Here is a 23,632-nt window from a genome sequence, read left to right as displayed (position 1 = left end):
TCCGCCGCTGTATTCGCAGCCATGAAGGGAACGGAAAGTGCGCAGAAAACCGGCGACGGTGCGGTTCGCGAGATGGAGTGCCACCCACCCCTGGTCCGCCATCGGGATGTGGTGTCTTTTCGTCGCCGCGTGCTTCCTCCTCGGCGGCATGGCCGGCAGCGACAGGATCAGCGATCTCGAATCCGGGGTCGGAGAGTCCGGAGCGGCCGGACGGATCGTCGCCTCGGGCGACTTCACCGAAAAGCCCGAGGAGAGCGTCCTCATCACGGCAGAGTCGGGCGGCGCGCTGGACACCGGGGCCGCCCGGCGGGCCGCCGGTGAGCTCGCCGGGCGCATGGCCGCTCTTCCCGAGGTGGAGCGTGTCGACGAGCCCGTGCTCTCCCCGGACGGCCGGGCACTGCTCCTCCCGGTCACGATGGCCGGGGACGCGGAGACCGCCGACCGGCGCGTGCAGCCGCTGCTCGACGCCACGGCGGAGGTGGAGCGCGCCCACGCGGGGCTCAGATTCGACCAGGTCGGTACCGGCTCGACGGCCAAGGGGCTGACCGAGACCCTGGGCGAGGACTTCGTGCGGGCCGAGCTGATCAGCCTGCCCCTCACCCTGGTGATCCTCCTGGTCGCCTTCGGGGCCGTCATAGCCGCCGGCGTACCCGTGGTGCTGGCCCTGTCCTGCGTCGCCACCGCCATCGGTCTGTCCGCCCTGGTGTCGCACGTCCTGCCGGAGACGAGCGTGGTGAGCAACGTCATCCTGCTCATGGGCATGGCCGTCGGAGTCGACTACTCGCTCTTCTACCTCAAGCGCGAGCGCGAGGAACGCCACCGGGGCGCGTCCAGGATCGACGCGATCGAAATCGCCGCCGAGACGTCGGGACACACCGTCCTCGTCTCGGGCGGGACCGTGATCGTGTCGCTGGCCGGCCTGTATCTGGCCCAGGAGGCCACCTTCGCCTCCCTCGCGACCGGCTCGATCATCGTGGTCGCCGTGGCCGTCCTGGCGTCGCTCACCGTGCTGCCCGCGCTGCTCGCGAAGCTCGGCCGCTGGGTGGACCGGCCGCGTGTGCCGTTCCTGTGGCGGCTGACGATGCGTCCGACCCCTTCCCGGCTCTGGCCTGCGCTGCTCCGCCCGGCCCTCGCACGCCCCGTCCTGACGCTCATTGTCTCCGCGGGTGCCCTCCTCCTGCTCGCCCTCCCCGCGCTGGACATGCGGCTGAAGCAGCCCGGTTCGGACGACCTGCCGCGCGACATCCCCGTCGTCCGGGCCATGGACCGGCTCACGGACGCCTTCCCGAGCGAGGGCACGGTGCACGAGGTCGCCGTGCGCGCGCCCGCCGACCGCGCGGAGGACGTCGAGAGAGCGCTCGACGGCTTGATCGACCGCCTGGCCGACGAGGACCTGTTCGCCCATGACCAGGAACCCGTGGTCCGCGTGTCGGACGACCGGCGGGTGCACGCCCTCCGCGTCGGCACACCTCACTCGTCCCGCAGCGACGGCGCCCGGGAGTCCCTCACCCTTCTGCGGGAGTGGGTTCCCGAGGCCATGAGCGGCATACCCGGCGTGGAGAGCGCCGTGGGCGGCAAGGTGGCGGACGGCATGGACTTCACCGCCCATCTGCAGGCGCGCATGCCATGGGTCGTGGGCTTCGTCCTGCTGCTGACCTTCGTCACGATGTTCCTCATCTTCAGGTCCCTCGCCGTGGCCCTGTCCGCGATCCTGCTCAACCTGCTGTCCGCCGCGGCGTCGTTCGGGGTCCTGGTCGCCGTCTTCCAGCACACCTGGGCGGAGGGCCTGCTGGACTTCCACAGCTCGGGAGCCGTCGTCTCGTGGCTGCCGCTCTTCCTGTTCGTCATGCTGTTCGGACTCTCGATGGACTACCACGTGTTCGTCGTGAGCCGGATCCGCGAGGCGGCGATGGACGGCGCGCCCCTCAAGGAGGCCGTCCGTGAGGGCATCACCCGGTCCGCGGGCGTCGTCACCAGCGCGGCGCTGGTCATGGTCGGTGTGTTCTCGATCTTCGGCACCCTGAGCATGGTCGAGTTCAAACAGCTGGGCGTCGGGCTGGCGGTCGCCATCCTGCTGGACGCCGTGGTGATCCGGGTCTTCGTCCTGCCCGCCCTGATGGCGGCGCTGGGCAGGGCCAACTGGTGGCCGGGCGGTCCGTCACGCCGGTACCGCGGCCGGCACGCCGTGCCCGCGGGCGAGGCGGTCCGGGGCACCGCACCCTCCGGAGGCGGCCTTGTCGCCTCGGAAAGGGGGCCGTCCCGCTTGTGAGTGAGAACGGATTCTGAGGACGCATCCGGGTCCGGCGGGGCACGGCGGCCGATGGTTGATCTCGCTCGCGCAAAGGACCGTTCGTGAGACCGGGGTCAGCGTGTGCGCACGCCGTCGATGGCGATCGACAGCAGGAGGTCGGCCTCGGCCGGGCCGTCGATCTCCCGCTCGGTGGCCAGCGCGATGGCGCCGACGAGCTTCAGCAGTGCGGTGATGGTGATTCCGGCGCGCACGGTGCCCGCCGCTCGGGCGCGCGCAAGGAGTGCGTCTCCGGCGGTGGTGATCATGTCGTGGCAGGTCTCGCCCAGCGCGGGGTCTCCGTCGCGCATCAGCGAAGCTCCCAGGCCCCGGTTGGCCACGGCGTGCGCGCCGACGGCGTGAAGCCAGGTGGTCAGCGCAAGGCCCGGGTCGGGTGCGGCGAGGAGGTCGTCCGCCTTCGCGCACAGGGTTTCCACCCGTTCCTTGAAGACCGCCTCCAGGAGCGCCTGCCGGGAGGGGAAGTGGCGGTGCAGGGTGGCCGAGCCGACTCCGGCACGGCGGGCGACCTCCTCCAGCGAGGCGTCGGCGCCGTGCTCGGCGATCAGTGCCCCGGCGGCGGCCACGATCTTCTCGGCGTTACGGCGGGCGTCGGCCCGCATCGGCCGGCCGGGCGGGGCAGTGGCGTCCTCGGGCACGGGCACTCCTGACGGCTTGATAAACGGGGTGGCCCTCCATATCGTAGCGGACGAGAAACGGAGGGCCGCCCCACTTATGGGCCGGCTTCCCCTCCGCATGGACGCATGGAGATGATCGTGAAGCTGACGAAGAAGACCGTCGTGGTGACGGGTGCGACCGGCCTGCAGGGCAGGGCCGTGACACATCACCTGCTCCGCGACGGCTGGCAGGTGCGCGCACTGACGCGCGACCCGAACGGGCCGCGCGCCACGGCGCTGGCACGGGCCGGCGCACAGGTGATCCGGGCGCGGATGGAGGACGTCGACTCTCTGATCGCCGCTGCCGAGGGCGCGTGGGGCCTGTTCAGCGTCCAGCCCACCGTCGGCTCGCCCGGCACCGCCCCGGACTTCACCGCCGACGACGAGGTCCGCTGGGGAGTGAACGTCGCCGAGGCCGCGCACGCCGCGGGCATCCGGCACGTCGTCTTCACCTCAATCGCCGCGGCGGACCGGCACCTTGAGGAGAGGCTGCCGGTGAATCTGGTCAGCAAGTGGCGGATCGAGCGGCACGTCGCCGCGCTCGGCCTGCCCGCGACAATCCTGAGGCCGGTGTCCTTCATGGAGAACTTCACCGGCGGATACGCGCTGCGGAACGGGAACCTGTCCACCGGGCTCGCGCCGGAGGTCCCCCAGCAGATCCTGGCCGTCGACGATGTCGGCGCCGTCACCGCGCTGGCGTTCTCCCGGCCGGAGGAGTGGACCGGCCGGGCCGTCTCCCTGGCCGGGGACGAACTCACCCCGGTTCAGGTCGCCGCGGCGATCGGGAAGGCACTCGGCATGTCGCTGCCCTACGCGCAGATCCCGATCGACGCGATCCGTGCCCTGAGCGAAGACTTCGCCTACGCCAATGAGTGGCTCAACGAACACGGCTACCGCGCGGACATCCCCGCCACCCGGGAGATCCACCCCGGCACGATGGACTTCAGCACGTGGCTGGAACGCACCGGCGCGTCACAGATCGCCGCGTTCCTCGGGTCCGCGCGCACCGTCGCTCACGAGGCGTGAACGCCCGCATTCACGGCCTCGGGCGCGTCGGGATCCGGGCTGCGGACTTCGACCACCTCTCCGCACCCGGGGTCCGCTTCGGCGCTCTGTGGTTCCCCGGAATCGCAGGGCGGGAAACCGTGGCGCAGGCCGCGATCTCCTGGCGGCCACCCGGCACATCACCGTGGCCTCCGGCATGACCGAACAGGGCCGAGTCCGGGGCGCTCCGGCGATGACGGCCTGCCCGTCCGGCCCTTGCCCGTCCCGGGCGGTGACAGGTCCGTGCCCCGGCACGGCATCCCGTCCCTGAGACCGACCCCCGGGCGCACGGCATGGGGGGAGAGGCCGGCCGGCGGAAATCCCCGTTCCACCCCCGTTGATCCTGCGGAGCGTCTACATTGGCGGGGGGATTGGGGGCGCCATGGGTGGTAAGGCGAAGGCCGGATGGGGCGTTCTGCAAGTGCGGGCGCAGCGGTCCTGGGGTGACGGGAAAGGCCCCAGTGCTCTCAGGTGGCGGGGATTCCAGAGCGTCTACCCCGACTTCGAGGAAGCCCTGTCCTGGGCGCACGACGGCTCCGCGGTCTTCGGGCGGCCGTCCGGGCGCCGCCTGCCCCACCCGACGGTGAAGGGGGCGGTCCTCGTCGTCGAGCCGCCCTCCCTGTGGATGGTCTTCCCGATCCCCGCCGGAGCCGACCGGCGCTCCCACTCCGAGAGTGTGTACCGCGCCGCGCCCGCCGATTGGCTGGTGCGCCTCCTGCTGCCCTGACCCGGCACCGGCGCGTCCGCGGCCGGGAGGCGTCAGGCGGCGCCCCGGGCGGCCAGGGACGCGGTGAGCCGTTCCGGGGACAGAGCATGCTCCACCACCATCAGGGCCGCCCCGTACACACCGGCGCGCTCACCGGCCCGGGACTGCACGATCCGCAGATCCTGCGTGGCCAGCGGCAGGGACCGCCGGTACACCACCTCCCGGACACCGGCGATCAGATGCTCCCCGGCCTGGGAGAGCGCGCCGCCGATGACGATGCCCGAGGGGTTGAGGAAGCTCACCGCCGTCGCCAGGACCTCCCCGATCCGGCGGCCCGCCTGGCGGACCAGGGTGAGTGTCGGCACCGAGCCGCTGCGGGCGAGTGACACGACGTCGCCGCTCGTGCGGGCCGGGATGTCCTGCTCCGTCAGGCGGGCCGCCAGGGCGGCACCGCTGGCGACGGCCTCCAGACAGCCCACATTGCCGCAGCGGCAGGGCACCTCGGAGACGTGGGGAAGCTGCACGTGCCCCATGTCCCCGGCGACCCCCTGCGAACCCCGGTACAACCGCCCGTCGGTGATCAGGCCGCAGCCGATCCCGGTCGCCACCTTGACGAAGAGCATGTGGGGCCAGTCGTACCAGTGGGTCCGGTGCTCGCCGAGCGCCATGATGTTCACGTCATTGTCGACGAGGACCGGCGCCCCGAGCCGCTCCCGCACGTGGCCCGGCACGTCGAAGCCGTCCCACCCGGGCATGATCGGCGGATTGGTCGGCCGCCCCGACGCGTGCTCGACCGGGCCGGGCAGGCCGAGGCCGATCCCCAGCAGCTCGTCCCGCGCCCGTCCCGCGCGCTCCAGCAGGTCCTCACCCCGGGCGCACACCAGGGCGAGGACCACCTCGGGTCCCGAGGCGATGTCCAGCGGCAGATCCTCCTCCACCAGCACCGCGCCGGACAGGTCGCTCACCGTGATCTTGGCGTGGGTCGCGCCGACATCGGCGGCCAGCACCACGCGGGCACCGGGATTGAAGGCGAACGCCGACGCCGGCCGGCCACCGGTGGACGGGGCGTTGTCCGCACGGGTCACGAGACCGAGCCCGAGCAGGTCGTCGACCCGTTCGGTGACGCTGGAGCGGCCCATGCCGCTCTCCGCGACGAGTTCGGCCCGCGTGCGCGGCCGGCCGTCCCTCAGAAGCCCGAGCAGGGTGGCCGCCCCGGCGGCCTGGGCACTGCTGTACCCCATGACACCCCCTCTTCTGCTGGTCACAGGCTTGTTCTTCGCGCCGACACTACACCAAGCCGCTGCTTGGCGCCCTCAAGTCGACTTCTTTCACGGTCAGTTGCGCGCACTTTCTATTGACGACCGGCAAAAGCGTCCCTACGTTGTCCGCCATGACAGGCCCATCTGAGACGGCCCTCCCGTCATCGCCGACGGAGAGCCGGGAGCCACTTCTCTCGATGCGCGGCATCGTGAAGCACTTCCCGGGAGTGCGTGCCCTCGACGGGATCGACCTGGACGTCGCGGCCGGCGAGGTGCACTGCCTGCTCGGCCAGAACGGCGCGGGCAAGTCCACGCTCATCAAGGTTCTGGCCGGCGCCCACCGGCCCGACGCGGGCCGGATCACCTGGCGCGGCGAGGACCTCCGCATCCCCCGTCCGCAGGCGGCACTCGACCGCGGCATCGCCACGATCTACCAGGAACTCGACCTGGTCGACGGGCTGACGGTCGCCGAGAACATCCATCTCGGGCACGAGCGCAGCAGGTTCGGCGTCACCCGCCGCGGCGCGACGAACGCGGCCGCCGCCGACCTGCTGCGCCGTCTGGGCCACCCCGAGATGGCGCCGGACCGCGAGGTCGGCCGGCTCTCCGCCGCCGGCAAGCAGATCGTCAGCATGGCCCGCGCCCTGTCCTACGACGCGCGGCTGATCGTGATGGACGAGCCGTCGGCCGTGCTGGACCGCGAGGAGGTGAACCGTCTCTTCACGGTGATCCGGGACCTCGCCGCCCAGGGCATCGCCATCGTCTACATCTCCCACCGGCTGGAGGAGATCCGCCGGATCGGCGACCGCATCACCGTCCTCAAGGACGGCCGCACCGTCGCCGGCGGGCTCGACGCGGCCGGCACCTCCACCCGCGAGGTGATCCGGATGATGACCGGCCGGTCCATCGAGTACGTCTTCCCCGACCGCACCGCCCCCGCCGCGAGCGAGGAGGAGCCGGTGCTCCGGGTCGAAGGGCTCACCCGCGCGGGTGAGTTCAGCGATGTCTCCTTCGACGTCCGCCCCGGCGAGATCGTGGGTCTGGCCGGACTGGTCGGCTCGGGCAGGACCGAGATCCTGGAGACGGTCTACGGCGCCCGCAGGCCGGCCGCCGGCACCGTGCGGGTCGACGGGCGGCGGCTGCGTCCGGGCCGGGTCGGTGCCGCCATGGCGGCCGGCATCGGCTTCTGCCCGGAGGAGCGCAAGAGCCAGGCCCTGATCCTCGGGGACGCCGTCCACCGGAACATCACGCTCGCCAGCCTCGCCCGGTTCTCCCGCGCCGGTTTCCTGGACGGCGAGCGGGAGCGGCGCGCGGCTGCGGAGCACACCACGGCCCTGGACGTCCGGCCCGCCGGCGTCGACCGGCCCGCGGGCACCCTGTCCGGCGGCAACCAGCAGAAGGTGGTGCTGGCCCGCTGGCTGCTGCGGGACTGCCGGGTCCTGCTGCTCGACGAGCCGACCCGCGGCGTCGACGTCGGCGCCAGGACGGAGATCTACGCCCTGATCCGCGCACTGGCAGGACGCGGCATCGCGATCGTGGTCGTGTCCAGCGAGATCGAGGAGGTCATCGGTCTCGCGGACCGGGTGCTGGTCGTCTCCGCGGGCCGGATCGTCTCCGAGTCGCCCGCCGACGCAATCGACGAACACCAGGTGCTCGACCTGGTCATGGAAGGTGATGTGGCGTGAGCACCCCGACAGCGGCGAAGTCCCCCGGCGGATCCCCGCCCACCGGCCCGGCCCCGGCCGCGGGAACCGACCGGACGGGTCACCGGTTCGCGGCCCTGCTGGCCGGCCCCGCCGGGCGCACCCTGGGCCTCGCGATCGCCCTGCTGGTGCTGTGCCTCATCGGGGCACTGACGGCGGGGGACCGGTTCACCACGTTCGACAACATGATGACCGTGCTGCGGCTCGCCTCCGTGATCGGGGTGATCAGCGTCGGCATGACGTTCGTCATCACCGGTGGCGGCATCGACCTGTCGGTCGGCGCCAGCGTGGCCCTGGCCTCGGTGTGGGCGACGACGCTCTCGACCCAGTCCATGGCCGAGGACTTCCACTGGATCGTCATGGTCACCACGGCCCTGCTCGTCGGCCTCGGCTGCGGCCTGGTCAACGGAGTGCTGATCGCCTACGGGCGGATGGCGCCGTTCATCGCCACCCTCGCCATGCTGGCCGCCGCCCGCGGCCTGGCCGAGATCATCTCCGACAAGAAGACCCAGGTCGTGACGCAGACCGGACTGGTCGACTTCTTCGGCGGCGAGGTGCTCGGCCTGCCCGTCCTCGTGATCATCTTCGCGCTGTCCGCCGCGGCCGGCTGGGTCCTGCTGAACCGTACGACCTTCGGCCGCCGCACCCTCGCGGTGGGCGGCAACCCGGAGGCCGCGCGGCTGGCCGGCATCGACGTCCGGCGGCACACCGCGCTCCTGTACGTCCTGCTCGGTCTCGCGTGCGGCATCGCCGCGGTCATGATCATGGCCCGCACCACCGCCGGCACCTCGACCCACGGCAACCTCTACGAACTCGACGCCATCGCCGCCGTCGTCATCGGCGGCACGCTCCTGAGCGGCGGCCGGGGCAGCATCGTCGGCACGGTCTTCGGTGTGCTGATCTTCACCACCCTCACCAACGTGTTCACCCTGAACAACCTCGACACCTCGACGCAGGCCGTCGCCAAGGGCGCCATCATCGTCGCCGCCGTGCTCCTCCAGCAGCGCGTCGCCGCCCGCGGCGGCGGCACCCCCTGACACCCGCGCGCACGCCCTCCCCGCACCGCCGACCCGCACCGTCCGTCCGCACCGGAGGCCCCCATGCCCAGAGCAACGAAGAGAACCGTCCGCCGCGCGATGGCCGCCTGTCTGGCCCTCACCGCGACCGCCGTCCTCGCCGCCTGCACCAGCAACTCCCCCGACGAGTCGCCCGCCGAGGACGAGACGGCGGGGCGCACCGCGCTCAGCCCCAACGACGAGCCCGGCGAGGAGGTCGTCATCGGGTTCTCGGGGCCCGAGGCGGACCACGGCTGGCTCGCCGCCATCAACACCTTCGCCGAACAGACCGCCGCCGAGTACGAGGACGTGGAACTCCGCGTCGCCGAGGGCACCAACGACCCGAGCACCCAGATCAGCCACATCGAGACGTTCATCAACGACGGCGTGGACGCCATCGTGCTGCTGCCGACGGACGGCGCGGCCCTCACCCAGGTCGCCACCCAGGCCATGGAGGCCGGCATCCCGGTGGTGAACGTCGACCGCGAGTTCTCCGACGAGGCGGCCGCCCGCACCACCATCCTCGGCGACAACTACGGCATGGGCGTCGCCGCCGGCGAGTACGCCTGCGGCCTGGTGGCCGAGCACGACCTCGGGGACGACGCGGTGATCGCCGAGATCGCCGGCCTCGACTCCCTGCCGCTGACCCAGGACCGCTCCCGCGGCTTCACCGACGCCCTGGAGGCGTGCGGCCAGGACGTCGACAACCGCGTGGCGGCCGAGTTCACCGTCGAGTCGGGCGAGGTCGCCGCCTCCAACCTGCTCCAGGCCCAGGGCGAGATCGACATCATCTGGAACCACGACGACGACCAGGGCGTGGGCGTCATGGCCGCCTTCCAGAACGCCGGCCGCGACGAGTTCTTCTTCATCGGCGGCGCCGGCTCGGCCAACGCCATGCGGTGGATCCAGAGCGGCGACATGGAGGCCACCGTCATCTACCCGGCCACCCAGGCCGCCGACGGCATCAAACTGGCCCGCCTCATCGCCCAGGAGCGCGGCATGTCCGACCTGGCCCAGCCCGAGGTCCCGCGCCGCATCGTCCTCGACGCCCCGGTCGTCACGGCCGACAACGTCGAGCAGTACCTCCCGATGGGCTTCGAATCCTGACCGCGGCACGCAGCACCGCCACCCGCCACCCGCCAACTCGGACGGAGGACGCCCGATGGGCTCGCTGAACGCGCGCACGATCGGTATCGGCATGGTCGGTCACGCCTTCATGGGCACGGCCCACTCCCTGGGCTGGCGCAACGCGCGCAGCTTCTTCGCCCCGCCGCTGCTGCCCCGCCTCACCGCGCTCGCCGGCCGCGACCGCACGGCCGCCACCGCGACCGCCGAACGCTTCGACTGGTCCGAGGTGGTGACCGACTGGCGGGACCTGATCGCCCGCGACGACATCGGCCTGATCGACATCTGCGCCCCGGGCGACACCCACGCGGAGATCGCCGTCGCCGCCCTGGCGGCGGGCAAGCACGTCCTGTGCGAGAAACCGCTCGCCAACTCGGTCGCCGAGGCCGAGGCCATGGCCGCCGCGGCAGCCGCCGCCAGGGAGAACGGCGTACGGTCGATGGTCGGCTTCACCTACCGGCGGGTCCCCGCCGTCGCCCTCGCACGCCGGCTGGTGCGCGAGGGGCGCGTCGGGGAGCTGCGGCACGTCCGCGCCCGCTACCTGCAGGACTGGCTCACCGACCCCGCCGCGCCGCTCACCTGGCGGCTGCGCCGCGAGCGGGCCGGCTCCGGAGCCCTCGGCGACATCGGCGCGCACGCCGTGGACCTCGCCCAGTACCTCACCGGCGAGGACGTGACGGGGGTGGCGGCCGTCACCGGCACGTTCGTCCGCGAACGCCCCCTGCCGGACGGCGGCACGGGCACCGTCACGGTCGACGACACCGCCGCCTTCCTCGGCCGCATGACGGGCGGCGCCCTCGCGACGTTCGAGGCGACCCGCTGCGCGACGGGCCGCAAGAACGCCCTGCGCATCGAGCTCAACGGCACGCTCGGCAGCCTGGCGTTCGACTTCGAGGACATGAACGTCCTGCAGTTCCACGACGCCACGGCCGACGCCTCGGTCCGCGGCTTCACCCGGATCCAGGTCACCGAGCCCGAACACCCCTACATCGCCGCCTGGTGGCCGCCCGGGCACGGCCTGGGGTACGAGCACGCCTTCGCCCACCAGGCGGCCGACCTGCTCACCGCCGTCGCCACGGGCGACGATCCGGAGCCGTCGTTCGACGACGGCCTCCGGGTCCAGCGGGTGCTGGCGGCGGTCGAGGAGAGCGCCGCCGCAGGCAGCGCCTGGACCGGGATCCCGGGCGCCGCGGCCCGCACCGGCACACCCGACACGGAAGGAAAACCATGAGCCGACCGGTCACCCTGTTCACCGGCCAGTGGGCCGACCTGCCGCTGGAGGAGGTCGCCCGGCTCGCCGCCGACTGGGGCTACGACGGCCTGGAACTCGCCTGCTGGGGCGACCACCTGGACGTGTGGCGGGCCGCCGAGGACGACGCGTACCTCCGCTCCCGCCGCGAGATCCTCGACCGGCACGGTCTCGGCCTGTGGGCGATCTCCAACCACCTGAAGGGCCAGGCGGTCTGCGACGACCCGATCGACGCCCGGCACCGCGCGATCCTGCCGGACCGCGTCTGGGGCGACGGCGAACCCGAGGGCGTACGGCGCCGCGCCGCCGAGGAGATGAAGGCCACCGCCCGCGCGGCGGCCCGCCTCGGCGTGGACACGGTGGTCGGCTTCACCGGCTCCGCCGTCTGGAAGTACGTGGCGATGTTCCCGCCGGTCCCCGAGGAGGTCATCGAGGACGGCTACCGGGACTTCGCCGACCGCTGGAACCCGATCCTCGACGTGTTCGACGAGGTCGGTGTCCGGTTCGCCCTGGAGGTGCACCCCTCGGAGATCGCCTACGACCACTGGACGACCGCGCGGGCGCTGGAGGCCGTGGAGCACCGGGAGGCGTTCGGCATCAACTGGGACCCGAGCCACATGGTCTGGCAGGACATCGACCCGGCCGGCTTCCTGCTGGACTTCCGCGACCGCATTTACCACGTCGACTGCAAGGACACCAGGCGGAACACCGGCGACGGCCGCAACGGACGGCTCGGCTCGCACCTGCCGTGGGGCGACCCCCGGCGCGGCTGGGACTTCGTCTCCACCGGGCACGGCGACGTGCCGTGGGAGAAGTGCTTCCGTGTCCTGAACGCCATCGGCTACCGCGGGCCGGTCTCCGTCGAGTGGGAGGACGCGGGCATGGACCGCCTGCGCGGCGCGCCGGAGGCCCTCCGGTTCGTCCGCGCCAACCTCTTCGACCCGCCCGCGGCCTCGTTCGACGCCGCGTTCAGCACGTCCGGCTGACGGCGCGGCGCCGGCCCGGAGGACGCCCTCCGCCCTCCGGGCCGCGCCGGGATCCGTCAGCGGAGCGGCCCGAGCGGGGCCGGCTCCTCCGTACCGCCGTCGGCGTCCCGCACGTCCAGCACCTCGAAGAAGACGGTGCTCCCGTCCAGCGGATCGGGCCGCCGGTGGGACGAGGGCATGAGCACCCGCCACCGGCCGTCGCCGCCGCCCTTCACGAGGTACGCGCCCGCGGCGCCGTCCCCGAAGAGCCGCTCGCCCGGCACCAGCCCGGTGCCCTCCCGCAGCCACGCCCCGGCCGCGCTCCACTGCTCGCGGTCGGCCCGCAGCGCCCCGAGCCACCCGTCGAACGCCGCGCGCAGCCGGGCGGCGTGCCCGGGCGGTGTCCGGACGTCGATGAGGACGACGGCCGCCTGGAACTCGTCCGTGGTGGAGACGTTGAGCGCCGTCACGTGCGCCTCGGCGAGCACGCCGTGCGCGAGGAACACCTCGTGCGCCCGGCGCATCCTGGCCGGCCACGTGTGCCGCCGCCGGAGGTACACGACCGGCGCCGCGACGGATCCGGCGACGGCGACGGAGGTGAAGGACGCCCGCCACTGCCCGTCCGACAGCACCGGGCCGCCGTCGACTTTGAGGGCGCACAGCCCCGACAGGGCGGCGAGCACCAGCAGCAGTCCGGCCCCCAGCAGCGGGCTGAACAGCGGGGACACCCTGCTCGCGAACGACTCGAACGACGCGATGTCAGGCGGAGACCCGTCCCGCGCGTCCGGAACGGCTCCGGCGGCCGCCCGCTCCCAGTGCTCCCGCGGATTCCCCGGCGGCTCCGTCCGCTTGCCCATTCGCGCCCCCACGCTCCACAGTTCCCCACCACGTTAGCCATGGCGGCCGCCCCCGGCCACGGGGTGGTTTCGCATCTCAGTGCGGGAGTCGTTTCGATGTGACGGCGCCATCGTCCAGACCGGCACCGAGTCCCACCGCCTCGCCGGCACCGAAGCCCTGGCCGAACAGACCCGGGCCTGCTGAACGGCGTCCGATGGCCGATCCCGGAGCCAGCGGGGTCGGCAGCAGGGCAAGATCAGCCGTCGACTTCCCGGGCCACTTGCTCCAGTCGGTTCCGGTGGCCCTCCCACCATGCCCGATCCCCTGGTGGCATGTTGTCCTTGCCTTGCAGGTATCCGACGGATCCGTCGATGAGTTCTCGCACGATGTCGGCCTGGCCGGCATGGCGCTGAGTATCGGAGATCACGCGCACCAGGACGTGGTGCAGTGTTATCTCTTGTCGCTCCTGTGGCCACCACGGGACACGACCGGTCGCGTCAAGCGCCAGCGTTGCGATTGTTCTGTCGGAGTGCTCCCACGCCTGCCGATACAGCCCAACGATCCGTTCCCGCGACTCATCTGCAGTGGCCCACATGTCCGAGTTGGATTCCGGCTCCTCGGTGTACCACCAGGGTGGCGGCTCCTCGTCGAAGAACGGCCGGCCGAACGTGTCGCCGAAGTACCCCAGTTCCACGCCGGCGACATGCTTGACCAGCCCCAGCAGGTTCGTGCCCGTGGGGGTCAGCGGACGGCGGATGTCGTACTCCGAGAGCCCATCGAGCTTCCAGACCAGGGCATCACGCGCCTCTTGAAGGTACCGGAGCAGGTTCGCTTTCGGGTTCGGTCCGTTCATGCCGGGCAGTCTTCCACCCGGCACTGACAGTCGGGAATGACACCGGAAGCGCCTGACATCGATCCTGCCCGACGCGGTGAAACGCCTCCCCGAGCCGCCTCGGAACGACTCCCGCGAAAGTGGCACAGCCAACGGGATGTGCCGGGGGCGGCCGGCTCAGCGCGTCCTCAGCCGCACTCCTCGCCGTCGGCCGGGACGGTGCCTTCCAGCAGGTGCGCGTCGACGGTCCCGGTGACGCACGAGTCGCCGGACGTGTAGGCGCTGTGGCCCTCGCCGTCGTAGCTGAGGATCGGCGCGACCCCGGGACCGCCCATGGCCTCCTGCATCCGCGCCGCGCCCTCGTACGGGGTGGCCGGGTCCCCGGTGGTGGCCACCAGCAGGATCGGCGAGGCGGCGTCCGCCGCGTCGTACTCGGGCCGCTCCGTCTCGGACGCGGGCACCGGCCAGCCCGCGCACCCCGTCAGGGACCACGTCATCCACTCACCGAAGACGGGGGAGAGCGACGTCAGTTCCTCCTCGTGGGTGCGCGCCTCGGCGAGACTCATGCCCGACGGGTCGTCGGCGCAGGTGATCGCGGCGTTGGCGGCGTTCTGGTTGCTGTAACGGCCCTGAGCGTCACGGCCGTTGTACAGGTCGGCCAGGAGCAGCAGGAGGTCACCGCTCCCCGCGTACCGCGCCTCCTGGAGCCCGGTCGTGAGGTACTCCCAGGTCTCCGGCGAGTACAGGGAGGCCGCGACCGCCGTGAGGGCGAGGTTGGCGGTGAGCCGTCTGCCGTCGGGGTCCGAGGTGGGCAGGGGGGCGTCCTCCAGGTCGTCGAGGAGGGAGTTCAGCACGGCGCTGCCCTGCGTGGGGTCCGCGCCGGTCGGGCACTCGGGTCCCTGCTGCTCGGCGCAGTCGGCCATGTAGTGGTCGAGCGCGAGCTGGAACCCCTCCGCCTGGAGCCGTGCCTGCGCGAGCAGGTCGGCGGTGGGGTCGACGACGGCGTCGAGCACCGTGCGGCCGACATTGCCGGGGAAGAGGTGGGCGTACACGGCGCCGAGTTCCGTGCCGTACGAGATGCCGAAGTAGTTGAGCCGCTCGTCACCGAGGACGTGCCGCAGGAGGTCCATGTCGCGCGCGGTGTTGGCGGTGGTGACGTGCGGGAGCAGGTCGCCCGAGTTGGCTTCGCACGCGGCCAGGTAGGCCTCGTCCTGTTCCTCCGCGATCTGTTCCTCGGCCGGCGTGTCCGGCCGGCCGGACAGTTCCTGCTCCTGCGCGTCGGTGGTCCCGTCGTCGAGGCAGACGATCCCGGCGCTCTCGCCGACGCCGCGCGGGTCGAAGCTCACCAGGTCGTAGCCGCCCGCCCGCAGGCCGGCGTACTCCTCGGCGGCGCTCGGCAGGGTGGCCACCCCGGAGCCGCCGGGGCCGCCGAAGTTGAAGACGAGGGAGCCGATCCGGTCCTCCTCGTCCGCGGTGGTGACGGCGCGGATCAGCGCGATGCCGATCGTCTCGCCGTCGGGCGCGTCGTAGTCCAGCGGAACCGTGAGCGTGGCGCACTCCCACTCGTCACCGGGCGCCGTGCCTGTGATCGTCCCCTGCATGGGGGTCGGCGCGGCACAGGGCTCCCAGCTGAGCTGCTGCCGGCCCACCTCGTCGGGCAGCCCCTCGTAGCTGTCGGGCACCGGCCCCGTGGCGGTTCCGCCGGCCCCGCGGTCGATGCCGAACGGTTCCCCGCCTCCGGAGCAGGCGGTGACGAGGAGCAGCGCACCCGCCGCGGCCAACGCGCCGGCGGCGGGCCGCAGTCGGCCGTCACGGGGACGGCGGAGGAACCGTGAAGGTCGTATGGTGTGATCCACGAAAGGTGACCGTACAGGTGTTCTCCGTCGGGCCGGCTGCCGGGGCCGACCGCGGCCGGCCCCGCTCACCGCAGGTCCGGGGTCAGCAGGGCCGTCTCCCCCGGTGACACGTCCGGCCGCAGGATCTCGCTGCCCGAGGAGCGGAAGAGCGCGATCTCGCCGGGTGCCAGCGACGCGGTGACACGGGCCGCCCCGCCGCCGAGGAGACGGCCCGCCGTCCCGGCGAAGCGGGCGTCCAGGGCCAGCAGCGCGTCGGGCTCCGACCAGAGATGCGAACGGCGCGGCGCGTCCCTGGTGACGTGGAGGACCGTGCGCCAGGGGCCGTCCGCCAGGGCGGCGGACGGCGGGCGGCGCAGATCGCACACGAGGACCTGCGGACCGCCCTCCCGCGTGGGCGGCGCGGGCTGCCGGGCCGGCCAGCCGCTCACGCCGTCGGCGACCGTCAGCCGGTCGCCGGCCACCCGCGCGATGCTCTGCCACTGGTCCGGCACCCGGGTCGCGGCGGTGACCCGGGCGCCGACCGCCAGCATCCGCAGGCCGAACAGCCGCCCGAACAGGGACTCCCCGAGCACGGCGACACGGCGCGGCTCCGGACCGATGGGCAGCGTGACGGCCCGTCCGGCACGGTCGGTGCCCAGGTGCACGCCGGCGTCCGCGGCAACGAGCCGGAAGGGCACCGGGATGCTGTCCTGCCAGTCGACGGCGGGCGGTTCCTGGGGGACACGGGGATTCATCGGAGCGCTCCCGGGGAGCCGAGACCGGTCGTCTCGACCAGTGGACGGAAGGGGTGGGCGACCGGCAGCGTGGCCAGCAGCCCGGCGCGCTGGTCGGTCGGCAGGTCGGGGACGACTCCGGCGCGCAGGAGCCGTTCGCGTTCGGCCACGGCGTGCTGGGCCATCATGCTGACGACCCGCACGGCGGTCACGACCCGCAGCCGCGGCCCGTCGGCGGTGAGGGTGGCCGCGGTGACGACCCGTTCCGCCGCGCAGCCCGCCAGGCCGGACAGGAGCCGCGACCACTCGGCCCGCGACGCGACCCGCACGGCCATCGAGCAGTGGGTGGCGTCGACGCCCGCCCAACCGGTGGGGGAGACCCGGCCCTCCCCGGCCGCGTCACCGAGCTGCCGCAGCAGGTCCCGCAGGTCCGCGGCGCCCAGCGGGGTGGTGGGGGCACCTGCCGCCGCGAGCCGGGCGCGGAGGCGCGCGGTGGCGGCGGCCGTGGCCGCACGCGCGCCCGCCGTACCACCGCCCCGCCGCTCGGCGGCCTCGGACGCGCCGAACGGCTCGTACCGCAGCACCAGCCAGGCCCGCACCGCCACCGGACGCGGCCCGCCGGGCAGTTGCCGGTACGCGACGGTGGGCCCGTAGCCGTGCTGCAGGTCCCACGGCGGCAGTCCGAACTGCTCGACCACGAGCTGGGCGGCGGCCGGCCGCGCCGGGTCGGCGGCCAGCCACGCGCGGACCTGCTCGGCCGGCAGGTCCGGCAGCGTGCCGCCGGGGAACGCCAGGACCGCGGCGCAGCCCCGCCCGTCGGACAGCACGCCGAGGCCCGGGGCGCCGGGGGACAGGTTGCGATCGGCGAACTCGGTGACGTCGAGCACCGGGATCAGCGCGTGGGCCAGCCCGAGCCCCTCCTCCCCGCCGTCCTCCGGGACACGCCGCGTGCCGGACGCCGGCGCGAGGGCGTCGCGCCCCAGCCGGTCAAGCAGCAGCCGGTCCGCGAACGTGCCGCCGCGCCGCAGCAGCGCCACGACGATGACGACGGCTCCGGCGGCGATCAGGGCACAGCGGGCGCCGCCGCCCAGCGCGACGCCCGCGATCAGGGCGCCGGCGCCGCTCTCCACCGCGAGCAGCCGGCCACGGCCGACGCGGCTCCGCGCGATTCCCCCGGTCACGGCGCCACCTCCTCCTCGTCCTCCCCGGCCGCGGCCGGGACGTGCTGTTCGCGTGCCGCCGCCTCCGGGTCGAGGAGCGGCCCAGCCGGCAGCAGGTCCACGAACGCCCGCGGCATCGACGGCGCGTCCCCCGGTGCGTAGCGGAGGCGTTGCACGGCCTCCGCCGAGGTGAACGGGAACGCGACCCCCGCGTCGGTGATCAGCGTGTAGGTGCCTCCGGTGCCGCCCGACGCGGTCGCCAGGACCACGGCCCCGGAGCCTGCCGGCACCCAGACGGCGTCGAGCGTGCCGAGCCGGTCGCCGTCCGCCGACCGCACCGGCGTGAGCCCGGCCGGCTCCGGCATCCTGTCCGGCAGGTGGACCGTCGCCGCCCAGGGCGCGTCCCCCGGCCGGCTGCCGGGCGGGGTGCTGACGCACACCGGCTGGTCGCGGCCCGGTTCCTGCGCGGCGGGCAGGGCGTCCGGCCACGCCTCGTCGCCCGGCGCCGGCTCGCCGGAGCGCGGCGCGGTCGCCGCGCGGGTGCCGTCGAGTTCGTGGTCGGCTCCGGCGGTGGCCTCCAGCAGGGCGTACACGAGCGGGGAGATGGCCACCAGGCCGTCCGGACGGACCAGGTAGTACCGGGGGTTGGCGCCGGCGGCCCCGCTGTGCGCCAGATCCCCGACCACGGCGTCGAACGGCAGACGCACCCGCGGCACCTCCCCGGCGCCGCTCGGCCGGGGCACGGTGATCTCCGGCCCCTCCGGAACGGTGGCGACGACCTCGCGGGGCAGTTCGACGGGCCGCACCCCCTGGAGGCCCAGCAGCCCGCGGACGGTCTCCGTGACGGCGTACCGGCGCCCCTCGGTGAGCAGCCACAGCCCGCCGTCGTCCGCGCGCACCAGCACGGTGCTGCCGGCCTCGCCGGCCGGGGGAGCCACGCCGGGCACCGAGACGTACAGCACGGTCTCGGTCGGCCGGCCGCCGGTCTCGGCCGGTGTGGCGCACAGCGTCCACGCGCCGTCGAGGAGGCGGTCGGGTTCCGGCAGCGCGTCCGGGGCGCCGGGTATGCCGACGGGCAGGCCCCGTGGCGCACCGTCGAGGGTGGCCTGCCGGACCTTGGTGAGTTCGCCGCCGCCGACGAGCAGCGCCGAGCTGAGGTTGAGGGCCGGGTGCACCGTTCCGTCGCTGACGACGTAACTGTTCCCGTCGGTGCCCACCACGACGGCACCGGCCGAGGGCAGCCCCGGGCCGCGGCCCCCGCCCAGCCAGCCGGCGATGCCGAAGCCCGCCATGAGCAGGATGGCGAAGGCCGTCCCGCCGGCCAGCGCGCGGTTGAGGCGGCGGCGCGGGTCGAGGACGGCCTCCTCGGCGCCGCGCAGGAGACCGGTGCTCCTGCGGAGGTTCTCGTAGGCGTAGGCGTCCGCCTGTTCGCGTGTCGTGGCCATGCGTCAGTTCCGGTTCCTGGTGGGAGACGGGTGCGTGGGGGCGGCGTCCGTGCCGTCGAGCCGGCGCAGGATCTCGCCGGCGGGCCGGGGGGTGGCCGGGGCCGCCCGTGGCCGCCCGGCCCGTGGCACGACGCGCCAGCCGTGGACGGCGGCCCGGCGCACCGCCGGAGCGCCGAGCAGGCTCAGCAGGACGGCGAGCGCCAGCGCGCCGCTCCAGGCCAGGGCGCGGGCCGTGGCGGGGCCGACCAGCGGCCCCTCCCGCGGAAGGTCCGCCACGGTGACGCCGGCACCGTCGCCGCCCGCCCCGGCAGCGGGACCGTCCGGTCCCAGGTGGGTCAGGGCGCCGAAGGGGTCGACGATGCCCGCGCCGGTCCTCTCGTTGCGGCCACCGCCGACGGCCGAAGCGGACTCGGTGAGACGCCGGGCCACGTCCGGCGCCGTCAGGCCGGGGAAACGGGAGCGGACGAGGGCGGCCACGCCGGACACCTGGGCCGCCGCGAAGCTGTTGCCCGACACGGTGCGGTAGCCGGAGCCGTCGGGGGCTGCCACGGTGAGCGCGTCGCCGTAGGCGGCCAGGTCGATCCACTCGCCGGTGTTGGACGAGTCCATGGGCACCCCCAGGTCGTCGACCGCGCCGACGGCGAGCACGCCGTCGTAGGCGGCCGGGTACATCAGGCCGCCGGCGGGACCCCCGTCGCCCTCGTTGCCGGCGGCGGCGACCACCACCACGTCCGCGGCCAGGGCGCGCGCCACCGCCTCGCGCACCGCCCGGTCGTCGACCGGGCGGCCGAAGGAGAGGTTCAGGACGCCGACGCCCGCCGCGACCGCGTCGTCGATGGCGGCGGCGACGGTCTCGGGCGGCAACTGCTCGACCGCGCCGTCGAGGCGCACCGGGTAGACGGCGGCGCCGGGGGCGATCCCGGCCATCCGGTCCCCGGCCGAGCGCCGGGCGGCGATCAGCCCGGCCACCGCGGTGCCGTGGCCCGAGCAGTCCTGCGGCGGCGCCGGCTCCGTACGCCGCGCCCGCCGCCCCGACCGCTCCTGCGCGAACTCGCTGCCGCCGAGCACCGCGCCGTCGGCGAGGTCCGGGTGACGCGCGTCCACGCCGGAGTCGACGACGCCCACCAGCACCCCGTCGCCCGTGGACAGGTCCCACGCCTGGCGCAGCCCGAGCTGCTCGATCAGCCGGAGAGGCCCGGCCGTCTCCGGCAGCTCCTCGCCCGTGACCTGGGTCCTGCACGGTGTGGTGGCGGCCGCCGGCACGGGCGGCAGCGCCGCCAGGGCGGCCGCGGCCACGGCGAGGACGGCCGCCCCGCGGATCACGGCGCCCCGCCCGCGTCGTCCCTCCTGCTTCGCACTGCTGCGCATCCGCCTCACGCCTTCAGGTCCAGCAGCGCGGAGTAGACGTCCCAGACGGCCAGGCACAGCGGTACGACGGACAGCAGGACCGTCGTCTCCAGCACGTCGACGGCGCGGGAGATCCGCGGATTGAGCCGGGTCCGGCCGGACAGCAGGCCCACGGTGCCGGTCCCGAGGGCGGTCAGCAGCGCGACGGGCAGCACCACGCCCAGCAGCGGCACCGTCTCGCCGGAGCGGTCGGTGAGGACGACGGCCGCGGCGCCGCCCGCCGTGAGCAGCGCGGTGGCCAGGGGGACGGCGACCTGGACCGCCTCCCGGAACAGCCGGGCGCGCGTCAGGATCAGCAGGACGAGTGCCCCGCCGAGCACCCCGGGCCACAGCCGGGTCGACGCGAGGAGCACCAGCGCGCCGCCACCGGCCACGAGGTGGCTGCCGGTCTGCATGCCGAGCAGCAGCCGCCCGGCCACCGTGACGCGGGCGCGCAGCCGGTCGTGTTCGAGCTGGCTCGGCAGTTCGTCCAGCTCCTCGACGGTGGCGGCCACCTGGGGCGCGGGGATCCGCGCGAAACGCAGGGCCAGCGGGGGCCACAGCGTGGTGAGGGCGAGGGCGAGCGGCGCCGTGATCGCCGCGGCGCGCGCCGGGTGGACGTCGGCGAGCGCGCACAGCAGGGCTCCGGACGCGGTGAGGGCTCCGGTGACGAGCAGCGCCGCGAACGTTCCGTCGCCGCCGCCGATCAGCAGCGGGCCGACCGCGCCGATCAGGGCCAGCACCCCGCAGGCCAGCAGGAGTTGTCCGGCCGTGGTGCCGCCGAGCACTCCGGGGCCGCCGCCGAGCAGCCGGACGGCGCCGAGCATGGCGGGCGGCGCGGCCAGGACGGCGGCGAAGGCGCCCGCGCGCGGGTCACCGAAGCCGCGGGACGTGAGGACGCCGACGCCGAGCGCGACCAGCGCCACGACGAGCCCGAGCCAGCCGGGCAGCCGGCCGGGGGCGCCGTCGAGCGCCCCGCAGGCCGTGGCCGCGGCCAGTGCCGTCAGGCAGGCGGTGGTCCGGCGGGTCGCCGCGGCCGGCCAGGTCGTGCGGACGCCGCCCCCGCGGATGATCTCCACGACGTCGTCGTACAGCGGCGGCGTCGTGTCGTCCGTGCCCTTGCCGATGAACAGCAGGTCGCCCTCGCGCACCCCCTGGGCGGCGAGCGTGGCCGCGGTGTCGAGCCGGGTGCCGTCCGCGCGGCGGAGCACCCAGCCGCCGTGCCGGACACCGCCGTCGGGGCCGGGCTCCTGGCCGGCGTGCCGCAGCAGCGCCGGCATCACGCGGGCCAGCGGGATCGCGGCCGGTACGGCGAGGTCGGCGCGGCCGGTCGGTCCTGCGACGCCGACGCGGACGAACGTGGCGCCCGCCGGGCCCGTCGGCCGGTGGGTCGTGGGGCTGCCGTTCATGCGTGGTTCCCGGTGGGGTGATCGGAGGCGGTCAGGGGCGAGTCGGCGCGGACGAGCTGCACCGGCACGTTGCCGAGCCTGCGGTGGAGCAGCAGACCCCGGCCCTTCTTGCGCTGCGCCGGCTTGACGCCCCAGATGGGCATCTCGTCCTTGGGGACGCTGAGCAGCACGGCGGGTGTGTTGAGTTCCTTGAGGCGGCCGATGACCGGTTCGGCGACGGCGCGCGATGAACCGCCGGCCTGGCGCGTGATGATCATGTGGAGTCCGATGCCGCGTGCCTGCGGGAGGAAGTCGAGCAGCACCTTGAGGGAGTTGCCGCGCGAGGTGGCGACGAGGTCGTAGTCGTCGACGAGGAGGTAGATCTCCGGGCCGGTCCACCAGGAGCGGTCCCGAAGCTGCTCGGGCGTCACGTCGGCGGACGGCATACGCCGTGCGAGTCCCTCGGCCAGGCCGGCGACGACCTCCATCGAGCGTTCGTGCGTGGTGGAGTAGCCGAGGAGACCCGGCCCGTCGAACTCGCGGAGCATCGTCATGCGGTGGTCGAGGACGATCAGCTTGGCCTGCTCGGGAGTGCGCCCCCGGGTGATCTGGCGGGCGATGGAGCGCAGCAGCGACGTCTTGCCCGACTCGCTGTCGCCGATGACGATGAGCCCCGCGTCCTCGCCGGGTGTGAGGACCACCGGCTCCAGCCGGTTCCCCTCCAGGCCGATGATCACGCCGCCCCGGCCCGTGGCGCCCGCCGGAAGGGCGGCCGGCTCGTAGCTGGTCGGCAGCAGCCGTACGCCGGGGGCACGGCTGCCGTGCCAGGCCCCGTCGACGCGGCGCACCAGGTGGGTCACGCCCTCGGCCAGCCCCGCCGCGGAATGGATGCCGTCCACGCGGGGGACCGCCGTGAGGAAGTGGAGCTTCTCGTCGGTGATGCCCCGTCCGGGGCGGCCGGCGGGGATGGTCCGCTGGGCCTTGCGGTCGACCTCGGAGTCCAGGGCGTCGCCGAGCTTCAGTTCCACCTTGGTGCCGATCAGGTCCCGCAGGGCCGTGCGCATGTCGAGCCAGCGGTTCCCGGTGATCACGAGGTGGATGCCGTAGGTGAGCATCCGGCCGGCGACGGCCAGCAGGGTCTGCTCCAGCTCCGGGTAGCTCTGCCGCAGCACGGCCCAGCCGTCGACCACGAGGAAGACGTCGCCGTGCGGGTCGTCGGCGGCACGGCCCTCCGCGCGGGCGCGGCGGTAGCCGGCCATCGACTCGACCCCGAGGTCGCGGAACCGGGTCTCGCGGCCCTCCATGATCTCCAGCACCTCGGCGACGGTGCGGTTCACCACCTCGGCGTCGAGGCGTCCGGCGACCCCGCCGACGTGCGGCAGCCCGGCGAACGGGAACAGTGAGCCGCTGAAGTCGAGGCACAGGAACTGCACTTCCGCAGGCGTGCGGCGCAGCGCGAGGGAGGCGATGAGGGAGCGGACCGCCGTCGACTTGCCGCTCTGCGGGCCGCCCACGATCGCCACGTGGCCGCCTGCGCCCGACAGGTCAAGCTCCAGCGGGTCCCGGCGCTGGTGGAACGGCCGGTCGACCACGCCGATGACGGCGGTCAGCGGTGCGTCCCCCCGGCCGCGCGGCGGTGTCTCCTCGGGGCCGGCGTGCAGCGCGTCCAGCGGCACCGGCCGGTCCAGGGGCGGCAGCCAGACCTGGTGGGCCTTGGCGCCCTGCCCGGCCATCTGGGCGACCATCACGCCGAGCACGGTCGTCCCGAGATCCTCGCTGTCCCCGAACTCGTCCGGCTCCGGCTCGGGTTCGGGCTCCGGAGGGCGTTCGTCCACGGGGACGGGCACATGGGCGGCGGGGAACGGCCGCACGTCCGCCTGCCCGCCGAGCGCCGTGCCGGCGACCTCCTCACCGGTGCGGTACGGCCCCGACACGTAGGCGGCCCGGA

19 protein-coding genes are annotated in these 23,632 nt (G+C 74.1%); 8 read left to right on the top strand and 11 right to left on the bottom strand.

Translation table 11 applies throughout. The features are described 5' to 3' along the window. The first annotated feature begins 37 nt into the window (after window positions 1-37). The gene (locus EMA09_RS00250; RefSeq protein ID WP_129837700.1) at window positions 38-2,269 is read left to right on the top strand and encodes an MMPL family transporter; all 2,232 of its coding nucleotides are present in this window, start codon (window positions 38-40) and stop codon (window positions 2,267-2,269) included. A 95-nt stretch (window positions 2,270-2,364) separates the two neighbouring features. On the opposite strand, the gene EMA09_RS00245 is transcribed toward EMA09_RS00250, so the two are convergent. After that, the gene (locus EMA09_RS00245; protein WP_240796150.1) at window positions 2,365-2,943 is read right to left on the bottom strand and encodes a TetR/AcrR family transcriptional regulator; all 579 of its coding nucleotides are present in this window, start codon (window positions 2,941-2,943) and stop codon (window positions 2,365-2,367) included. A gap of 105 nt (window positions 2,944-3,048) precedes the next feature. Between EMA09_RS00245 and EMA09_RS00240 the strand changes: the two genes are divergently transcribed. Together EMA09_RS00240 and EMA09_RS00235 are read left to right on the top strand one after the other, a co-directional pair. Continuing rightward, a complete protein-coding gene (locus EMA09_RS00240; protein ID WP_206305878.1) occupies window positions 3,049-3,987 on the top strand; it encodes an NmrA/HSCARG family protein in 939 nt (312 codons plus the stop codon). 400 nt (window positions 3,988-4,387) lie between these two features. Then, window positions 4,388-4,732: a hypothetical protein gene (locus EMA09_RS00235; RefSeq protein WP_129837698.1), complete on the top strand. Its 345-nt coding sequence runs from the start codon at window positions 4,388-4,390 to the stop codon at window positions 4,730-4,732. 32 nt (window positions 4,733-4,764) lie between these two features. On the opposite strand, the gene EMA09_RS00230 is transcribed toward EMA09_RS00235, so the two are convergent. Then, on the bottom strand, window positions 4,765-5,952 hold the full coding sequence (locus tag EMA09_RS00230; protein ID WP_129837696.1) for an ROK family transcriptional regulator: 1,188 nt from the start codon (window positions 5,950-5,952) through the stop codon (window positions 4,765-4,767). Between the two features lie 149 nt (window positions 5,953-6,101). Here EMA09_RS00230 and EMA09_RS00225 point away from each other — a divergent pair, with 149 nt between their 5' ends. From EMA09_RS00225 to EMA09_RS00205, 5 genes are all read left to right on the top strand, one after another. Then, window positions 6,102-7,655: a sugar ABC transporter ATP-binding protein gene (locus EMA09_RS00225; protein ID WP_240796149.1), complete on the top strand. Its 1,554-nt coding sequence runs from the start codon at window positions 6,102-6,104 to the stop codon at window positions 7,653-7,655. Continuing rightward, a complete protein-coding gene (locus EMA09_RS00220; RefSeq protein WP_129837694.1) occupies window positions 7,652-8,710 on the top strand; it encodes an ABC transporter permease in 1,059 nt (352 codons plus the stop codon). Before EMA09_RS00225 ends, EMA09_RS00220 begins: the two co-directional genes overlap by 4 nt. Window positions 8,711-8,773: 63 nt before the next feature. Continuing rightward, the gene (locus tag EMA09_RS00215) at window positions 8,774-9,835 is read left to right on the top strand and encodes a substrate-binding domain-containing protein (protein ID WP_129837692.1); all 1,062 of its coding nucleotides are present in this window, start codon (window positions 8,774-8,776) and stop codon (window positions 9,833-9,835) included. Window positions 9,836-9,890: 55 nt separating this feature from the next. After that, entirely contained in the window at window positions 9,891-11,084 is a 1,194-nt protein-coding gene (locus tag EMA09_RS00210) for a Gfo/Idh/MocA family oxidoreductase (protein ID WP_240796148.1), read from the top strand. After that, window positions 11,081-12,088, top strand: a complete 1,008-nt coding sequence (locus tag EMA09_RS00205) for a sugar phosphate isomerase/epimerase family protein (RefSeq protein ID WP_129837689.1) — start codon at window positions 11,081-11,083, stop codon at window positions 12,086-12,088. Before EMA09_RS00210 ends, EMA09_RS00205 begins: the two co-directional genes overlap by 4 nt. 56 nt (window positions 12,089-12,144) lie before the next feature. Here EMA09_RS00205 and EMA09_RS00200 read toward each other — a convergent pair whose 3' ends face one another. The 9 genes from EMA09_RS00200 to eccCb form a co-directional block, all read right to left on the bottom strand. After that, a complete protein-coding gene (locus EMA09_RS00200) occupies window positions 12,145-12,924 on the bottom strand; it encodes a hypothetical protein (protein ID WP_129837686.1) in 780 nt (259 codons plus the stop codon). A 236-nt stretch (window positions 12,925-13,160) separates the two neighbouring features. Next, window positions 13,161-13,757, bottom strand: a complete 597-nt coding sequence (locus EMA09_RS00195; protein ID WP_129837683.1) for a DinB family protein — start codon at window positions 13,755-13,757, stop codon at window positions 13,161-13,163. 167 nt (window positions 13,758-13,924) lie between these two features. Continuing rightward, window positions 13,925-15,592 (bottom strand): alpha/beta hydrolase, encoded by a 1,668-nt coding sequence (locus tag EMA09_RS00190; protein ID WP_240796147.1) that lies wholly within the window; start codon window positions 15,590-15,592, stop codon window positions 13,925-13,927. Between the two features lie 65 nt (window positions 15,593-15,657). Beyond that, entirely contained in the window at window positions 15,658-16,326 is a 669-nt protein-coding gene (locus EMA09_RS00185; RefSeq protein ID WP_240796146.1) for a hypothetical protein, read from the bottom strand. Then, window positions 16,323-17,486: a type VII secretion protein EccE gene (locus EMA09_RS00180; protein ID WP_129837681.1), complete on the bottom strand. Its 1,164-nt coding sequence runs from the start codon at window positions 17,484-17,486 to the stop codon at window positions 16,323-16,325. The genes EMA09_RS00185 and EMA09_RS00180 overlap by 4 nt, the downstream gene beginning before the upstream one ends. Next, on the bottom strand, window positions 17,483-18,910 hold the full coding sequence (eccB, locus tag EMA09_RS00175; RefSeq protein WP_129837678.1) for a type VII secretion protein EccB: 1,428 nt from the start codon (window positions 18,908-18,910) through the stop codon (window positions 17,483-17,485). The genes EMA09_RS00180 and eccB overlap by 4 nt, the downstream gene beginning before the upstream one ends. 3 nt (window positions 18,911-18,913) lie before the next feature. Then, window positions 18,914-20,278, bottom strand: a complete 1,365-nt coding sequence (locus EMA09_RS00170) for a S8 family serine peptidase (protein ID WP_129837676.1) — start codon at window positions 20,276-20,278, stop codon at window positions 18,914-18,916. Between the two features lie 5 nt (window positions 20,279-20,283). Continuing rightward, window positions 20,284-21,705 carry a type VII secretion integral membrane protein EccD gene (gene eccD / locus EMA09_RS00165; RefSeq protein WP_129837673.1) on the bottom strand — a complete coding sequence of 474 codons (1,422 nt, stop codon included), beginning with the start codon at window positions 21,703-21,705 and terminating at the stop codon, window positions 20,284-20,286. Continuing rightward, window positions 21,702-23,618 (bottom strand): type VII secretion protein EccCb, encoded by a 1,917-nt coding sequence (gene eccCb / locus EMA09_RS29390; RefSeq protein WP_346655797.1) that lies wholly within the window; start codon window positions 23,616-23,618, stop codon window positions 21,702-21,704. The genes eccD and eccCb overlap by 4 nt, the downstream gene beginning before the upstream one ends. Window positions 23,619-23,632: the final 14 nt, after the last annotated feature.

Origin of the sequence: Streptomyces sp. RFCAC02, from assembly GCF_004193175.1 — a bacterium.
In the GTDB taxonomy this organism is placed as follows: Bacteria; Actinomycetota; Actinomycetes; order Streptomycetales; family Streptomycetaceae; genus Streptomyces.
The sequence above is the reverse complement of the archived record's forward strand: the minus strand, read 5'-3'. Positions and strand labels throughout refer to the sequence as shown.

Bases quoted from the DNA above. Each gene is read 5' to 3' on its own strand.
- EMA09_RS00240 (WP_206305878.1), top strand. From the start codon at position 3,049: ATGGAGATGATCGTGAAGCTGACGAAGAAGACCGTCGTGGTGACGGGT.
- EMA09_RS00235 (WP_129837698.1), top strand. From the start codon at position 4,388: ATGGGTGGTAAGGCGAAGGCCGGATGGGGCGTTCTGCAAGTGCGGGCG.
- EMA09_RS00230 (WP_129837696.1), bottom strand. From the start codon at position 5,952: ATGGGGTACAGCAGTGCCCAGGCCGCCGGGGCGGCCACCCTGCTCGGG.
- EMA09_RS00225 (WP_240796149.1), top strand. From the start codon at position 6,102: ATGACAGGCCCATCTGAGACGGCCCTCCCGTCATCGCCGACGGAGAGC.
- EMA09_RS00215 (WP_129837692.1), top strand. From the start codon at position 8,774: ATGCCCAGAGCAACGAAGAGAACCGTCCGCCGCGCGATGGCCGCCTGT.
- EMA09_RS00210 (WP_240796148.1), top strand. From the start codon at position 9,891: ATGGGCTCGCTGAACGCGCGCACGATCGGTATCGGCATGGTCGGTCAC.
- EMA09_RS00205 (WP_129837689.1), top strand. From the start codon at position 11,081: ATGAGCCGACCGGTCACCCTGTTCACCGGCCAGTGGGCCGACCTGCCG.
- EMA09_RS00200 (WP_129837686.1), bottom strand. From the start codon at position 12,924: ATGGGCAAGCGGACGGAGCCGCCGGGGAATCCGCGGGAGCACTGGGAG.
- EMA09_RS00195 (WP_129837683.1), bottom strand. From the start codon at position 13,757: ATGAACGGACCGAACCCGAAAGCGAACCTGCTCCGGTACCTTCAAGAG.
- EMA09_RS00185 (WP_240796146.1), bottom strand. From the start codon at position 16,326: ATGAATCCCCGTGTCCCCCAGGAACCGCCCGCCGTCGACTGGCAGGAC.
- eccB (WP_129837678.1), bottom strand. From the start codon at position 18,910: ATGGCCACGACACGCGAACAGGCGGACGCCTACGCCTACGAGAACCTC.
- EMA09_RS00170 (WP_129837676.1), bottom strand. From the start codon at position 20,278: ATGCGCAGCAGTGCGAAGCAGGAGGGACGACGCGGGCGGGGCGCCGTG.
- eccD (WP_129837673.1), bottom strand. From the start codon at position 21,705: ATGAACGGCAGCCCCACGACCCACCGGCCGACGGGCCCGGCGGGCGCC.